Below are 14,890 nucleotides of genomic sequence, written 5' to 3'. Positions count from 1 at the left end.
TTGCGCAAGAGAGACGACGTCCCGATACGGGGAGGCATCGCGACGCGTCACAGGAAAGGAAGGCAATGCGGAAGATCGGCTATGCGCGGGTCAGCACAGTCGGGCAGACGCTTGAGACGCAGTTGCTGACACTCCGGACGTTCGGATGCGACCGGATCTTTCGCGAAAAGGCCAGCGGCGCCGATACGGACCGTCCCCAGCTTCACCGCCTCATCCATACGATTGCGACGGGGGACATGCTCGTCGTCACCCGCATCGACCGTCTGGCCCGCAGCACGTTCGATCTCTTCGCCATCGTCCGGGAAATCACATGTCGTAACGCCCAGTTCTATTCCCTTGCAGAACCCTGGGTGGATACCCGGACCAGCACCGGGCGACTCATGCTCGCGGTTCTGGGGGGGTTGGCCGATGTGGAGCGCGACCTGATCCGCAACAGGACGGCCGAAGGCCGCGCCCGCGCCGTAAGACGCGGGGTCAGGATGGGACGACCGCCGCGCCTCCTTCCCGAACAGCGTCACGAGATCAGAAAGCGGCGTCTCGCAGGAGAACCCTTGCTCGCCCTGGCCGAGATATACGGCGTCTCTCCGGGAACGATCTCCCGGATCGCCACAGGCGCGGACAGTCACAGGAGCCGACGCACAGCGGCGGCGCTCGCACTCGCCGATATCCCGGACCTGCGTCCGCCTCTTCCGGATCTCGAACCGGCCTGACCGCTCGCGACGGGGCAACCCCGACCCGGCAGCGGAGTTCTGTTCCCTGAGCATGCGCGTCCGCGCTCCCCCGTCATGAAAGACGGGCAGGCCGCTCTCACTGCCGAGGATCGGATCTATGGCTGAAAAAACCTTCCACCCGACGAAAGAAATGGCGTCCGCTGCGCGGCACGGCCTCAGGCTTCGCGAGAAATTCAACCGGGGCGGCACCGAAACAGGAGTCAAGCGCGCCGAGCAGCTCGCCGAACAGAAAGAGCTGTCGGAATCCGACATCAAGTCGATGCACAGTTATTTCGCCCGTCACAAGGTGGATCGGGATACGAAAACCCATGAATGGGGGTCGGATTCCGATCCTTCCGCAGGGTATATCGCCTGGCTTCTCTGGGGGGGCGATGCGGCGCGCGACTGGGTGGAGCGCAAGCGCGAGACGCTCGAGGACTCGTAACGAACGCGCCATCCCGCAGCCCCGGACGGATGACCGGGCTCAGACGATATCGGTTTCGCGCCCCTGCCTGCCTCGCCCGCCCGGCGCGCGAGGCACGAAACCGCAGAGCAGGCAGCCCAGACACAGGGACAGGACCGCAAGACAGCACGCCGTCAGGTCCCAGCGCGCATGGCTCGATATGACGATCGCCGCGAGCACGATGTGAATGCCGCCAGACAGCGCGAAAATCGCGCGTGCGGCAAGATGCGGCACGAAAGCCAGCGCCATGAAGGCCCAGAAAACCAGATGATAGAGGACGAGACTGGACGACGCCTCCAGACCGCCCGGCATGAGCATGGCCTGACCGAGCAGAACGGCGATGGACGACATGCACCCTGCGCTGCATCCGGTCGTCAGACGGGACAGGATCCGGGTGCCCCGCGTGTCCACGCATGACCCTGCGGAACGCTCACGACGTCGTCTGACGACGATCCACAGCCGATTGCCGGTATAGAACAGAAAGGCGCCTGCAAACCCGAGCACGAGATAGGCCCAGCGTATCGGCGCCCCGCCATAGCTGCCGAAATGCAGGGCGAAAAACGCAGTCAGCACGGCAAATCCGCCCGATTGCAGACCGGGCATGTAGTCGCGCCACAAAACCGCACCCGTATAGGGATCGAGCGTCACCATACCGCCTTCGGGGCCACGCATGATGTGACGCCGGTCATATCCGTTGACCCGCAACATCGGGGGCGCCCCCGTGGGAGGACCGAATAGCGGGCCGTAATCGAGACTCACCGCTTCGAAATCCGGGGCCTCGCGTGCGAGCACGGCGAGAACGCGTGCAGGAGGCAGCATTCCGGCATCGGGCCCCGGCGGGGAAGGACGGGGAATACTGGCCATGAAACGCGCCATCATGGAGGCGCCGTCATGCGCGGCGGGAGACAGACCGGCCATCTGGACGCCGGCAATCGTGCCATGAAACGCGAAGATGACCGAGGTAAGCGCCATGACGACATGAAAAGGCAGCGAACAGAACCCGAGCAGATTATGCAGATCGAGCCATTTGCGACGGATGCTTCCCACGAGACGGACCGCGAACACACCGCGGGCGAGAGCCGGCAGAAAGACGACGATCCCCGAAACGAGCGCCACCGTATAGGCCAGTGTCACGACTCCCATGAACAGCAAGGCCGGTGTCTCAGGCAAGGGCACGCCCATACGCTCATGTACGATATCGATCGTCTGGGCCGTCACGGAGGGCATACGGGTCGCGGTCACCAGCGTCCCCCGCTCGTCGAGCGCCGCCATCATCATGGCCGGACGCTGGCCATGCCCGTGCCTGCCCGTCTCGAGAGGCCACATCACGCGCGCCGGGCGATCGGCATCCGGATCGAGCACGATCGTGTACTGCTTCCGGCTTTCGGGATAGGCGGCGAAAACCTTCTCCAGCAGCGCCGGTGTCCCGGCAAGAGACACCGGGGGCGGCAGGACTGTCTTCGGGGTCAGCCAGGTATCGAGGGCCGGTGCGAACATCGTGATCGCACCGGCATAGAAGGCGACGAACAGAAACAGACCGGTCACGATACCGACCCAGCTATGCACCTCACGATACAGCGCGACGAGATCGGCTGGCAGCTTCATCCTGCGCCTCCGTTCCGGAAATGATGCACAAGCAAATCGGCCGCGCAGACGACAAGCGCGGACGCTCCGATCCAGACCCATGCGCCGCGCGCCGTCCGGAACAGAAGGCTGACATTCAGAACGGCAACCCAGAGCAGACCGGCAAGCCATGTCAGGGATTGCCCCGTCACGGAAAAGGGATCGCCCTGCGCATCGCAGGCAAAACCGGCCATGATCATGATACCGAGCGCGAGAAACGCGCCCGGTATCAATCCGGCGCAGAGTCCGAGCGGCCAATGGCGCATGCTGCGCCGCTTCGTGTTCATCGCCGCATGTCCCTGCACTCACCTCTGTAACGCCCCCCTGCGACGAGAACCGGCAGGGATGTCAGTACGATCATGAAGCAAATCGCGGTCATGAACAGACCGGTCAGGCAGCTCGTGGTCCGGCAGAACGCGGAACCCGAAAACACCATGAGCAGTGTCGCAGCCGGAACGACCCGGCGCGGCTTCAGCCGAGCGCGCAGCATTTTCTGCTGATGGGAAGCAAGATAGATCAGGAGACACGAGCCAAGAGCGAGACCCACCCCGAGGAGCGGAAAGAAAACATCCGCTTTCACCAGCGATACTCCAGACGCATCGTGACGCTGCGCCCCTGCCCGTAATAACAGGCAGAGACAGCGGTACATGTGGCAACGAAACGGCGATTGGCGATGTTGCGCATGTTCAGGGAGAAGGAAAGGCCTTCATAGCGCGGTCGCGCCACACCGAAATCGTAACGCAGGAACATATCGAAAAGCGTATAGCCCGGAATGGCAAGACTGTTGCCGGTATCCCCCCAGGATCGTCCCGTATAACGCACGCCGCCGCCGAACCCCGCACCACGCAGGGCGCCATGCAGGAGGCGCTGATCGACAAAGAGAGAGGCCATCCATTTCGGGACCTGGGGCATGGTGTTACCGATCTGCGAAACCGTGTTGGACTCCGTGATCCGGGCATCGCTGCGCGTCCCGGTGAAAATAACCGCCATATCCCAGGGCAGGGTCGCACGACCTTCCAGTTCGAGACCGCGCACACGCATCTCGCCCGTCTGCACAAGGCATGTCGCCGTACCGCAAAGCTGACCGTTCGGCGCGGGCGTCGTCACATTCTGCTGGGTGATCTGATACCCGCCGAAGGTCACATAAATGCTCTTTCCGTACTGATAGCGCAGCCCGGCCTCATACTGGTCGCCTGTCGTCGGCCTGAAAGGCTTGTTGTCGAGCGCGGTGGAGGGGTCGGACACCTGCGGCTGGAATGACGTGGCATAGCTGAAATAGGGCGCCAGACCGATTTCGGTGCGATAGACAGCCCCCGCACGCCATGTGAAGCGGTCATTATCGTTCGGATAGCGCTTTCTGGTCAGGATATTGAGGGTATTGTCGCGCGCCCAGTCCTGACGACCGCCGACCGTGATATAGAGCTTTTCGATCTTCATCTGGTCCTGAAAATACAGACCGTTCTGCTGCGATTCCGTAGCGCCATAAACCTGCGGCGCCAGACCGGCCGAATAACCGGCCGTGCCACGCGCAACCGGGTCGAAGATATCCAGCAGGGGCAGCACAAGCGCCGAACTGACCAGATCGCGCGAGCTTTCCCAGTTTGTGTAGAAATAATCCGTGCCGAACAGCAGCGTATGACGCACCATGCCCGTTCTGGCCCTGATCTCGAGCTGGGTATCTGTCGCCACACCCTGCGAGCGCCCGCGTCCTTCGACAGCCCGTCGATTGACGGTCTGATAGGGCACGCATCCCCTGATGCTGGCAGTGCATTTCGTCAGCGTATCGCCCGAAAGCACGGTCGAGCGATAAAGGTTATCCAGATAGGTGTAGCGCGTGTTGTTGCGCAGCGTGACGCTCTTGTTGAAGCGGTGTTCGAGGAACGACCCCGTCAGCACCTGCGTGCGGTCGAAGGTGTTCCAGTCGGGCTCGCCTATGTTCTCGTCATTGCGGATATAGCGCCCCCTGGACGGCACAAGTGTGCCGGTCATGGGCAGGAACTGGAAGGTCGAGCCACCGGTATCACGTTGATACTGCGCCAGCAGCGTCCAGCTCGACCCCGGCGCATAGGCCCATGTCAGGCTGGGCGAGACATAATACCGCCCGCTATTCACATCATTGACCTGCGTGCCGCCATAACGGGCCACTGCAACGATCCGTCCTCGCACCGTACCGGATTTGTTGAGTTTGCCGGAGACGTCACCCGAGGCCTGACCCTGCCAGTTGCCGAGCCTGGTATAGCCGATGGTCTGGAGGAAGAATTCGCCATGCGATTTCCCGGTCGGGCGCTTGGTGGTGAGATTGACGATACCACCGGGCGCTGTCTGGCCATAAAGCGCGCCAGACGGCCCTTTCAGCACCTCGATCTGCTGGAGGGCAAACGGATCGAACGATGTGCGTGTCCATTGCCCGCCCGACGGCAGACGCAACCCATCGACAAAATTGTTGTTGGACGAAAAGCCGCCTGCCCCAAAGCCGCGCACTGAAACCTCATCCACGCGATTATCCACGCCCGAGGGCTCGGCCTGCACACCCGCCATATAGGACAGCGCATCGGCAATGGTCGGGGTCGCGCGCAACTCGATTTCCTCGCGTGTGACGATCGAGATCGTCTGCGCCGATTCGATGATCGGAGTCCGGGTCTTTGTCGTCGCTGTCGCATGGGATAGGCCGGTTGCGGAGACGACGATGACCTCGTCTGTTTTTCCGGCCCCGGGCATCCGGCCCTGCGACCGGGGCAAGGCCGCCCCGGCCTCTTCCTGCTTGTGCCCCGTTTTGCCGGTCGTCAGATCGTCGGCCAGAGCGATACCGTGAAGGCAGAACAACGCGACACAACAGGACGAAACGTTCCGGCTCGACACAAACACGCTCATATTCCGATCTGACGATGATATCCGGCCCTTCATTCTTGCAAATAAGAATCGTTGTCAACAATTCTTAACGGATATGTCAGATTCCGGTATCGGGACGGATCGCCTCCTCGCCGGGGCCGTGTTCGTAACGGATGAGGGCGATCGCATCGCAAGACTGCGCCTGCTCCATGTGGAACGTTTCGCGCGCAACCGGGGGATCGGCGATGCTCTGGTGCGCCCCTTTATCGCCTTTGCCCGGTCATGCGGATATCGACGTATCGTCTTGTGGACGCACACGATCCTCGAGGCAGCAAGGCGGCTCTATGCCCGTAACGGCTTTGCCTGCTTTGCCACCGCGCCCCACGTGATGTTCGGCGTACCGCTCCAGGGAGAAGACCGGGCACGCGATCCCGGGAGAGGATCCGGCCTTACCGGCCCGGGGATGATATCCCGGTCATGCGCAGCACCACGATCCCCGGCTTGTTGCGCACATAATCGACGAGCCGCGTATCGACGACCTTCCTGTTGGCTTTGAGCGACGAGGCATTGCGGAAATAGACGTCTTCCCTGCCCGTTTCGTCCCGCTTGCGTATCGCAAGACCGGTATGGGTCACATCCAGCCCGTCGAGAGCCGTATAGATCCCGATGACATCGCCTGTCCGGATCCCGTCCAGCACCTCCGGTGTCACGGCTTGCGGCGGCAGGAACGTCACGTCGCGCGACCGCACCGGCAAACCCGGGATGTAATGCCCGCCATCCGCACGCAGATTGAGCCTCTTGCGGATATGGCGCGCATGAGGTGAGAGCGTGGCCGTGATATCGCGGGCATTACGGGGCGCGAAGGCGACCCAGTCCGTCAGGAAATGACGACGGTGATCGAATTGCACCTGTGCATCGCGATACCGCGTCTGTTTCAGAACGGGAATGAAATCGGCCGTATCCCGTGCCAAGGCGAGCGCACGCGCGAGATCGATGAAGGTATAGCAATCCACCCCGTCCAGACGGATAACGAGGGCTTCCGGCACCTCCGGTCCTCCGATCAGGGTATTTGCAAGATAGGGCGTTCCCAGCAGCTTTGCGGACACCCAGTCGAGACGCGACGCCATGTCGCGACCGGCGGGGCGATCGTCGAGCAGACGGGCGATCCGCGCGCGATCTCCGGCCGGGAAGGAGATCCGGTCGGTCCCGGTCATCCTGACCCCAGTCATCTCCGTCCCGGTCATCTCTGTCCGGGCCGTCGCAGTCCGGGCCGTCGCAGTCCGGGCCGTCGCAAAACGCGTATCGGGCGCCATACCCGATGCTCTACCGGGCACCTCATGGGAAGACGCACCGAAAGACATCCGGGGCGATACGCACCAAAGCACGAGTGCTGCCATAAGGGCCTCAGCCATCGCCCTTCGCACGCATCGCGCTCGCCAGCTTTTCATCATCTGTCCCACGCCCCCCGAAGCCGTCCATCCGTCTGTCACGATGACAGGTTCAGTCAGAGGGGCGAAGCGGGCGCCGCGTCAAGACGCGATCAACGCGTTTCGTATCGTTCGAGCACGTCTCTTACCGACTGGATGAGAATCTCGCGCGGCTCTGCCTTCAGCACGCCCGATTTCACCCGTTCGAGGAACCGCGGCAGATACTGGCTCAGCATGGTCTCCGGAATGGTCGCCCCTCCGGAATCAGACAAAAGCGCATCGACCGCCTTTCTCGCTTCCGGAGCAGGCCAGTAATAGCGGATACGATCGCTGTAGCTGAAATGACGCAGCACACGCTGCTCGGCAGGGGTGCCGTGATAATGGCTGCGCCAGTCAGCGGGAGAGCGCAACATGACCGCCTCCATCGTGTCGGGCAGGGACTCCGCCCCGGGCGTACGGAACATCCTGATGGCGTCGAGACCGTACAGCGCCTCACGCAGGGCGAAGGTCAGCTCGGGACCGACCTTCAGGATACAGAAACCGTCCTTCCTGAGCCGGGATAACGACGCGCCGGGCTGATAATCGGTCGAATGCGCCTCGAATACGAGGCCGGGGAGCTTCGCCAGGGTCGCGACGAGATCGCGGGCGGGTTCGGGCGCGTAGATCGCCACATCGTCATGGCCGAACTCGACTCCGGGCTGCACGACGATTCCGATGACACGCGGCCACATATCGGGCAGTGCAGCACGAAAAGCGGCCTCATGCACCGCATAGGTCTTTTTCACGGCGTCCGGGGTCGTCGGCACGACGTGATCGAGCGCCTCGGTCGCACCGCCCGGAGTCGGGATTTCGGTCCCGATAACGTAACAGGCCTTTCCCGGCGCAGCCGCCTCTGCGGCACGCGCGAGACGAACGGCGCGTTCGGCCACGATCTCGTCCGGCAGATGCGCGGCTTCTCCTGCGCATCCCATGCTGGCATCGAGATGGAGCTTCGTAAATCCCGCCCCGGCATAAGCCGCGATCATGAGTTCGGCCTTCTGCATCGCCGCCTCGGGGGGAAGCGACTTCCAGGGATTGGGGCCGAGATGATCCCCCCCCAGAATGATCCTTTCCCGCGCAAAGCCCACACGCCCGGCGATACCGAAAACGAAGTCCCGGAACGATGCGGGGGTCATGCCCGTATATCCGCCATCCTGATTGACCTGGTTGCAGGTGGCCTCGATCAGCGCGGATTGTCCCCGGTCGGCGGCATGGACCAGGGCCGCCTCTATCACCAGAGGATGAGCCGAACAGACGGATGTCAGACCGGGATTTTCTCCCCGGTCGTAACGACCACGCAATTCGGTAAGATCTGTCTGTGTCATGCCGGATTTCCTGACTGGGCGATGAAACGGTCGAGTTCCGCAAAGGTGGAGACGCCCTCCATCGGCCCCTGCACGGTTACGGCGCGCGCCCCCGAGGCGCTGGCGTAACGCAGGCTTTCCTCCACCGACCGGCCTGAAAGCCTGCAGGTGACATAGGTGGCGCCGAAACAATCCCCCGCCCCGGTGGGATCGCGCTCCGTCACCGGAAAGGGTGGCATAGGGAACGATCCCTCGTTGCTGAACGCGCAGGCGCCATCCTGCCCCTTTTTCAGAACGATCTCGGACACGCCGAGCGCCAGAATCTCCCGGATCGCGTCCTCCTCGGTATCGGCCTCACTGAAGAGAAGCAGCTCGGGGCCGCTCGGCAGGAAGATGTCGCATTCCTGCAGCATCAGCTCGAGCGCCGCGCGCATTTCGGGGATATCGAGCATTTCCTTGCGGATATTGGGGTCGAACGACACCGTACCGCCCTGCGCCTTCACCTCACGCAGGGCGGTGGTTACGGCATCGATGATCCGGAAGGAGAAGAGGGAGGAGCCCATGACATGAAAATGGGTCGCCTTGCCCAGCAGGCTGCGCGCGGCATCGTTCAGCGTCGTGCGGGCACAGGCGGCCTCGCGGATATTATAGACGAAGTCACGGCTGCCATCGGGGCGGTAGCGGACGAACGCGCTTCCCGTCGCATAGGAGTCGATCTGCTGGATTGCCGAGACATCGACGCCATCGCGGGCGAGGCGCGTGACATTGAGCGTTCCGAAATCGTCCCGTCCCACCGCGGAGATGAGCCCGCAACGCATACCGAGTTGCGCGACCTGATCGATGAAGATGGCCGGAGCACCGGAGGGAAAAGGCCCTTTCAGGGCCAGAGGCTCCATAAAACCGGTTCCGGGCGTTTCGGCCATGATCTCCACCACGATCTCTCCGATCGTGACCACGCAACAGGGAGCTTCGGGGGCACCGCCCGCCTTTGAGAGGGACATCATGATCCGGCAATCCTCAGTGAACAGGAAAAAGTCTCAGGCGCGATGAGGGGCAGAAGGACGCGGATGCGATCACGGTCTCTCTCCGTCACTCAGTGCAGAACACGGCGGATCGGGAGCCGGGATTCTCCTCGCGGGCATCCCGCCCGGTTATCCCCTCACGGGCGTCCCGCCCGATCACCTCCATCCGGGCGTCCCGCCCGATCACGGGGCCGCCCTCCGACGCCCGTCCGTCCGGAACATGCAGAAGCAGGACACGCTCCGCCTGTCCGCACGCGGCCTCGAGGCAGTTCCCGCTCCGGTCCAGACAGACGACGCGGTCTTCGGTGACATGCGAGACGGCAAGGATGGCGAAATCGATCTCGTAGAACGAGAGGGCCTGCCGCGCAGCCGGATCGCCAACCGGAAGACCTTGCCGGTCATAGCTGCCACCGAGCAGGGCGATCGTGGAGTCGCAGCTCCGGCTTGCGAGATGAAAACTGTCGAGCCCGTTCACGAGGAAGCGCAACGCCCCGGACAGGGCATGGAGCGGAACAAGGGACGAGGCCCGGGAATTATCGAGAAACACCGTCTGTCCCGCACCGATCCGACGCGCGGCCTGACGGGCCAAAGCATGACATCCGGCGATATCGGGCGGCTCGTCGCCGGACGATACGGGCATCCTGTCCAGGCAGGGCCTGGCGCCGCCATTGACCCTGATCACGAGGTTCTGGTTCTGCAGATAGGCCAGATCCGAACGGATCGTCACGGAGGACACATCGAACAGCTCGGCAAGGGTCTCGGTACGGGCGAATCCCAGCCGTCTTACAGCATCGATGATCGCCAACCGTCGCTTGAGCGTTGCACGCCCCACACCCGCCGACATCCATCCCTCCCCGGTCATCGCATTCTTTCCAAACGAAAGAAGAGCTTTCGAAAGATAAGGTTCTTTTTTCCTCTCTGCCAGCGCCTCCCTGCGCCGTGCCGGTCACAATACCGGGATCGATCAGGGTCCCGCAGCGGGCCGAACCGAACAGAGCCCTTCCAGCGCCGCGTACTGAAGAAGCAGAACGGTCTTCGCATCCATGATCCGCCCGTCCCGGATCATGGCCATGGCTTCGGGAAATCCGATCTCGAGAGCCTCGATCTCCTCGCCCTCCTCGACCAGACCGCCGCCCGGGCCGGTACGCATGGCCCGGCTATAGGCACCGACGAAACAATGCAGCCGCTCGCTCAACGAACCGGGGCTCATGTAATACCGGCCGATCTCGCTGATCTCACCGACGCTCACGCCTGTCTCCTCCTCGACCTCCTTGCGGATTGCCGCCTCGGGCGCGCGCGCATCGAGCATGCCCGCGCAAACCTCGACGAACCCGGATCCGTCGCCACCGAGATAGACCGGAAGCCGGAACTGCCGTGTCAGCAGGACGGTATTGCGCGACCGGTCGTAGAGCAGGATCGCAGCGCCATCCCCGTGGTCGTAGACCTCGCGCGACAGGGTCTGTCGTGTTCCGTCCCGGCGGCGATAGGCGAGCGTGTATTGCGTGAGTTTCCCCCAGCCATCGGAGAGACGCGCCTCCCCGACGATCGATATCCGCTCATCCGTTTCCGCCCCTCCGCGTATCTCCGTGCCCGGCCCTTCATCATCCCGCCGCATCCCGTCCGAACCCCGCGCCTCGCCCGTATCGTGCTCCGTCATGATCTCGCTCCCTCCCTGCCCGTGATACGCGCCCGATCTGCGCACGCGTCATATGCGCGACATGCCTGTAAAGAAGGGTCGCGCACGGCATCGCCGCGCGCAAGCGTCCCGTTCACGCTCCCGCCCTCCGGCGAAACGAAGGGCCGCAGGGGACGCTCTTGCCAAAAAGGCCCGATGCAGGAGAAATCTCCGCCATGCCGAAGCTCGACCCCTTTCTCCTGAGTCTGATCGCCGCCATCGGGCTTGCGACAATCCTGCCCTGTCATGGACTGGGCGCGACCGTCCTCGCCCATCTGACGACCCTCTGCATCGCCATCATGTTCTTTCTCCAGGGCGCGCGTCTGCAGCCGCAAGCTGTTCTGGAAAGCGTGCGCGACTGGCGTTTGCAGGGCAGCGTGCTCGCCTGCACATTCCTGCTCTTTCCCCTGCTCGGCCTCGCCCTGCGGGCGCTCTTTCCGCATCTTCTCACACCCGATATGTGGCAGGGGCTTCTCTTTCTGTGCTGTCTGCCCTCCACCGTGCAGAGCTCGATCGCCCTGACCTCCATCGCCCGCGGAAACGTCCCGGCCTCGATCTGTGCCGCGACGCTCTCCAATCTCGCGGGAATCGTCCTCACCCCCGTGCTCGTAGGGATGATCATCCGCCGCGGCGGAGTCTGGTCCGGACAGGCCGTCATCGATATCGCAACCCAGCTTCTGCTGCCCTTCGGTCTGGGTCAGATCCTGCACCGGCGTCTTGGAGACTGGGCGAGACGCAACAGGAAACTGCTTTCCCTGACCGATCGCGGTTCGATCGTGCTTGTCGTCTATACCGCATTCAGCCATGCCGTCTTCCAGGGGCTCTGGCACAGCATCTCCCTTCCGGATCTGGCCCTGACCGCGGGACTCGATCTGGCGCTTCTGGTTCTCGTCCTGTTTCTGTCACGGCTCCTCGGACGGATATCCGGCTTTTCCGAGGAAAGCGCGATCTCGCTCATGCTCTGCGGTTCGAAGAAATCGCTCGCGACCGGCGTGCCCATGGCCAACATCCTGTTTCCCGCGTCGATCGTGGGAACGGTGGTACTGCCGCTGATGATCTATCATCAGATCCAGCTCTTTCTCTGCACGCTTCTGGCCCGTCATCTGGCCCGGCGCCCCGAGCGCCCCTGACCCCGCCTCCCAGCCCGCCCCCGGCCTGAACGAAGAGCCTCCCCGGGGTGGCGGCCTGCGCCCCGGGGTGGCACCGACGCACAGGAGAGCCGACGCCAGGAGAACCGGGGCACCAATGGGCTTTTCTTACCGTTCTTTCATGGGAAACGGGGCCGGGCTCGCAAGTTAGGGTCGTTGACGCCCCCTCCCGGTTACATCACATTAAAGTGATAATACCGCTCCGAGATCCGGCAGGACAGGCCGGAAGACAGCAAGGAAGACCTGTGATCAAGAAAGATTATGTGCACTCCATGTCGAGACTCCTCGCATGGTTTGACTGGCTCCCGCCCGCACTCGCCTCGACCCTTCTCCTCGTGGCGGCGGCCCTGATCGCACTCCTGTTCAGCAGGCTCATCACCGAGGCGCTTCCCCGTCTTCCCGGTCTCAAGCGCATCGCCTTCATCCACGAGACCATAGCCCGGCTCCAGAACCACATCCGCGTGCTTCTGATGATCGTGGCCGCGAGTGCCGCCCTTCCGGCCACGACCGGCTTCGCGCCGTCCACGACCCAGTTCCTCGGGCATTTCTTCGCGTTCTCCTTCATCATCACGATCGGTTTCGGTCTCATCAAGGCGTTCCGGTTCGGAACGGACAAATATCTCGACCGGATCGCCAACCGCGAACATGTCGATGACATCACGGTGCGGTCTCACCAGACCCAGATCCGGATCCTGCGACGCCTGATCGAGATCACGTTCGGGGTCATCACGGTCGCGGCTGCCCTGATGGTGTTCGAATCCGTCAGACAATACGGTCTCTCGCTCTTCGCTTCCGCCGGTGCCGCCTCCCTCGTCGTCGGTCTCTCTGCCCGCCCGGCCCTGTCCAACCTGATCGCCGGTATCCAGATCGCCATCACCCAGCCCATCCGCATGGAGGACATGCTGATCCTCAACGGCGACTGGGCCTATGTCGAGGAGATCAATGCCACCTATGTGGTCCTGCGCACCTGGGACCGCCGCCGCTATATCGTGCCGATCGCCTATTTTCTCGAAAACCCGTTCCAGAACTGGACGCATAGCTCGCCATCGCTCATCGGCTCGCTCTTCCTCTGGCTCGACTACCAGACCCCGGTCGAAACCGTCCGCAAGTTCTTCCTTGAGGAGCTCGAGAAAAGCACGGACTGGGATCACGACATGGGATCGGTCGGCTGTCAGGTGGTCGACAGCAATGCCACGGTCATCTCGATCCGCCTCATCGCGGGGGCGAACGACGCGAACTGCATGTGGAATCTCTGCTGCGATCTGCGCGAGCGCATGCTCAAGCGCCTGCGTGAGGAGCTGCCCCAGTCCCTGCCGCGCGATCGTACCGCAATCGTGCCGGGCACGCCCGACAGCCCCGCATGGCCGGACAGCCTCGTTTCGCCGCCGGTCAACCGTCCCGCACCCGGCAGCCAGTACGACGGGCCGGATATCCGCCCCCGGTCCTGACACCTGCTCCGGGGGGGCAGCCCGGATCGGGCGCGGCAAGGCAAGGCAAGGCAAGGCATGGGGCATGATCGGATTTGATCATCCCCGTCGCGACGCGGGGCGTCGGCATTGCCTAATCTGGCGCCGACCTGCCCGCCCCGGACACCGCCCGGATACATCCGGACGATGGGGAGGCAGGACGCCGGAATGCCTCTGCCGAAGGAGCCCCAAGGGTGAAACTCGTTCTCGATCCCTATATGCAACGCCACCTCTCATTGCCGGAGATCGCCAGGGTCACGGCGGATTACGGTTTTGATGGCATAGAGCTCTCTCCCCGCTCGGATTTTCTCGAATGGTGGGTCATGCCCCGCGCCACCTCGCAACGTATCCGGGAATTCAAGCGGGCCATACGCGAGCACGGCACCGAGCTCGCCACGCTCCAGCCCATGTATCGCTGGGCCAGCCCTGTCGAGGAGGAACGCCGGGCCGCGATGCGCTACTGGCGTCGTGCCATCGAAATCGCCTCGGAGATGGAATGCCCTCTCATGGTTTCCGAATTCGGGCGCGGCACCTCGCCCGAGCGCTCGGCGGGGCTGCCGCCGGGGGTCGCTACACCGGAGACCTGCGAGGACGCATTCTGGCGCTCGATGGACGATCTGGTCCCCATTCTCGAGCGTTCGGGCATCACCCTTTCTCTCGAACCGCATCCCGAAGACTGGGTGGAGACCTTCCACCCGGCCATCGATATCATCCGCAATATCGGCTCCGATGCGGTCAAGATGTCCTATATCGTGCCCCATACCTTCTTCTACGGGGGCGATATGGCGGCCATGCTGAAGGAAGCCGCAGATATTCTCGCCCATGTGAGGGTGGCGGATACGTTCGACCATCGCGGATCTTCCGAGCTGCGCTACATCGTCAATCCTCCGGGCGCGAAAGTCCGTGTGCATCAGCATCTCGATATCGGGCAGGGGGATATCGACTGGAAGCTCTTCTTCGACACGCTGGCGGAAATCCGCTTCGACGGGGTCCTGTCCTCCTGCGTCTTCGCCTGGGAAGAGCGCGCCGAGGACTCGTCGCGTTTCATGCTCAGGACGATGCGTGAGGAACTCGCCAAGCGCAATCTCGGCTGATCCGCGCCGGTAACGCAGAGGCCGGAAACCGCATCGGTCTCACCGCGCCCGGGATAGGGATCGGGATAGGGATCGGGAATATCCCGTGCT

15 protein-coding genes are annotated in these 14,890 nt (G+C 63.1%); 6 read left to right on the top strand and 9 right to left on the bottom strand.

Going from position 1 to position 14,890, the window contains the following annotated elements:
* Positions 1-65 precede the first annotated feature (65 nt).
* Entirely contained in the window at positions 66-710 is a 645-nt protein-coding gene (locus SSA02_RS12565; protein ID WP_147094432.1) for a recombinase family protein, read from the top strand.
* A 118-nt stretch (positions 711-828) separates the two neighbouring features.
* Complete coding sequence (locus tag SSA02_RS12560; RefSeq protein ID WP_147094431.1) at positions 829-1,155, top strand: hypothetical protein; 327 nt, start codon at positions 829-831, stop codon at positions 1,153-1,155.
* Between the two features lie 39 nt (positions 1,156-1,194).
* Here the strand turns inward: SSA02_RS12560 and SSA02_RS12555 are convergent, their stop codons facing one another.
* From SSA02_RS12555 to SSA02_RS12545, 4 genes are read right to left on the bottom strand one after another with little or no spacing between them, the layout of a single operon-like run.
* The gene (locus SSA02_RS12555) at positions 1,195-2,778 is read right to left on the bottom strand and encodes a PepSY-associated TM helix domain-containing protein (RefSeq protein WP_186807798.1); all 1,584 of its coding nucleotides are present in this window, start codon (positions 2,776-2,778) and stop codon (positions 1,195-1,197) included.
* Positions 2,775-3,083 carry a hypothetical protein gene (locus tag SSA02_RS12800; protein WP_186807797.1) on the bottom strand — a complete coding sequence of 103 codons (309 nt, stop codon included), beginning with the start codon at positions 3,081-3,083 and terminating at the stop codon, positions 2,775-2,777. The genes SSA02_RS12555 and SSA02_RS12800 overlap by 4 nt, the downstream gene beginning before the upstream one ends.
* Positions 3,080-3,376 carry a hypothetical protein gene (locus SSA02_RS12550; RefSeq protein ID WP_147094429.1) on the bottom strand — a complete coding sequence of 99 codons (297 nt, stop codon included), beginning with the start codon at positions 3,374-3,376 and terminating at the stop codon, positions 3,080-3,082. Before SSA02_RS12550 ends, SSA02_RS12800 begins: the two co-directional genes overlap by 4 nt.
* Positions 3,373-5,667, bottom strand: a complete 2,295-nt coding sequence (locus tag SSA02_RS12545; RefSeq protein ID WP_147094428.1) for a TonB-dependent siderophore receptor — start codon at positions 5,665-5,667, stop codon at positions 3,373-3,375. Before SSA02_RS12545 ends, SSA02_RS12550 begins: the two co-directional genes overlap by 4 nt.
* A gap of 145 nt (positions 5,668-5,812) precedes the next feature.
* Between SSA02_RS12545 and SSA02_RS12540 the strand changes: the two genes are divergently transcribed.
* Entirely contained in the window at positions 5,813-6,181 is a 369-nt protein-coding gene (locus SSA02_RS12540) for a GNAT family N-acetyltransferase (RefSeq protein ID WP_246103914.1), read from the top strand.
* On the opposite strand, the gene SSA02_RS12535 is transcribed toward SSA02_RS12540, so the two are convergent.
* From SSA02_RS12535 to SSA02_RS12515, 5 genes are all read right to left on the bottom strand, one after another.
* Positions 6,075-7,037 carry an N-acetylmuramoyl-L-alanine amidase-like domain-containing protein gene (locus SSA02_RS12535; RefSeq protein WP_186807796.1) on the bottom strand — a complete coding sequence of 321 codons (963 nt, stop codon included), beginning with the start codon at positions 7,035-7,037 and terminating at the stop codon, positions 6,075-6,077. The two genes, SSA02_RS12540 and SSA02_RS12535, sit on opposite strands and share 107 nt — an antisense overlap.
* A gap of 128 nt (positions 7,038-7,165) precedes the next feature.
* Positions 7,166-8,416: a D-tagatose-bisphosphate aldolase, class II, non-catalytic subunit gene (locus tag SSA02_RS12530; protein WP_147094425.1), complete on the bottom strand. Its 1,251-nt coding sequence runs from the start codon at positions 8,414-8,416 to the stop codon at positions 7,166-7,168.
* Positions 8,413-9,399 (bottom strand): tagatose kinase, encoded by a 987-nt coding sequence (locus SSA02_RS12525; protein WP_246103913.1) that lies wholly within the window; start codon positions 9,397-9,399, stop codon positions 8,413-8,415. The genes SSA02_RS12530 and SSA02_RS12525 overlap by 4 nt, the downstream gene beginning before the upstream one ends.
* Positions 9,400-9,484: 85 nt before the next feature.
* Entirely contained in the window at positions 9,485-10,279 is a 795-nt protein-coding gene (locus SSA02_RS12520) for a DeoR family transcriptional regulator (RefSeq protein WP_147094424.1), read from the bottom strand.
* Between the two features lie 102 nt (positions 10,280-10,381).
* Positions 10,382-11,074: an NUDIX domain-containing protein gene (locus tag SSA02_RS12515; RefSeq protein ID WP_246103912.1), complete on the bottom strand. Its 693-nt coding sequence runs from the start codon at positions 11,072-11,074 to the stop codon at positions 10,382-10,384.
* Positions 11,075-11,268: 194 nt separating this feature from the next.
* On the opposite strand from SSA02_RS12515, the gene SSA02_RS12510 reads away from it, so the two are divergent.
* From SSA02_RS12510 to SSA02_RS12500, 3 genes are all read left to right on the top strand, one after another.
* Complete coding sequence (locus SSA02_RS12510; RefSeq protein ID WP_147094423.1) at positions 11,269-12,222, top strand: bile acid:sodium symporter family protein; 954 nt, start codon at positions 11,269-11,271, stop codon at positions 12,220-12,222.
* A 290-nt stretch (positions 12,223-12,512) separates the two neighbouring features.
* Positions 12,513-13,688 carry a mechanosensitive ion channel family protein gene (locus SSA02_RS12505; protein WP_147094422.1) on the top strand — a complete coding sequence of 392 codons (1,176 nt, stop codon included), beginning with the start codon at positions 12,513-12,515 and terminating at the stop codon, positions 13,686-13,688.
* Between the two features lie 212 nt (positions 13,689-13,900).
* Complete coding sequence (locus tag SSA02_RS12500) at positions 13,901-14,800, top strand: sugar phosphate isomerase/epimerase family protein (RefSeq protein WP_147094421.1); 900 nt, start codon at positions 13,901-13,903, stop codon at positions 14,798-14,800.
* The last annotated feature ends 90 nt before the right edge of the window (positions 14,801-14,890 follow it).

It is taken from the genome of Swaminathania salitolerans (assembly GCF_007988945.1).
Lineage (GTDB): Bacteria > Pseudomonadota > Alphaproteobacteria > Acetobacterales > Acetobacteraceae > Swaminathania > Swaminathania salitolerans.
Note: the sequence above shows the minus strand (reverse complement) of the source record. Positions and strands in the feature narration are given on the sequence as shown.

What these genes read in the sequence shown, in the direction of transcription:
- SSA02_RS12565 (WP_147094432.1), top strand. Translation starts at nt 66, where the DNA reads ATGCGGAAGATCGGCTATGCGCGGGTCAGCACAGTCGGGCAGACGCTT.
- SSA02_RS12560 (WP_147094431.1), top strand. Translation starts at nt 829, where the DNA reads ATGGCTGAAAAAACCTTCCACCCGACGAAAGAAATGGCGTCCGCTGCG.
- SSA02_RS12555 (WP_186807798.1), bottom strand. Translation starts at nt 2,778, where the DNA reads ATGAAGCTGCCAGCCGATCTCGTCGCGCTGTATCGTGAGGTGCATAGC.
- SSA02_RS12800 (WP_186807797.1), bottom strand. Translation starts at nt 3,083, where the DNA reads ATGAACACGAAGCGGCGCAGCATGCGCCATTGGCCGCTCGGACTCTGC.
- SSA02_RS12545 (WP_147094428.1), bottom strand. Translation starts at nt 5,667, where the DNA reads ATGAGCGTGTTTGTGTCGAGCCGGAACGTTTCGTCCTGTTGTGTCGCG.
- SSA02_RS12535 (WP_186807796.1), bottom strand. Translation starts at nt 7,037, where the DNA reads ATGGCTGAGGCCCTTATGGCAGCACTCGTGCTTTGGTGCGTATCGCCC.
- SSA02_RS12530 (WP_147094425.1), bottom strand. Translation starts at nt 8,416, where the DNA reads ATGACACAGACAGATCTTACCGAATTGCGTGGTCGTTACGACCGGGGA.
- SSA02_RS12525 (WP_246103913.1), bottom strand. Translation starts at nt 9,399, where the DNA reads ATGATGTCCCTCTCAAAGGCGGGCGGTGCCCCCGAAGCTCCCTGTTGC.
- SSA02_RS12520 (WP_147094424.1), bottom strand. Translation starts at nt 10,279, where the DNA reads ATGACCGGGGAGGGATGGATGTCGGCGGGTGTGGGGCGTGCAACGCTC.
- SSA02_RS12515 (WP_246103912.1), bottom strand. Translation starts at nt 11,074, where the DNA reads ATGACGGAGCACGATACGGGCGAGGCGCGGGGTTCGGACGGGATGCGG.
- SSA02_RS12510 (WP_147094423.1), top strand. Translation starts at nt 11,269, where the DNA reads ATGCCGAAGCTCGACCCCTTTCTCCTGAGTCTGATCGCCGCCATCGGG.
- SSA02_RS12505 (WP_147094422.1), top strand. Translation starts at nt 12,513, where the DNA reads ATGTCGAGACTCCTCGCATGGTTTGACTGGCTCCCGCCCGCACTCGCC.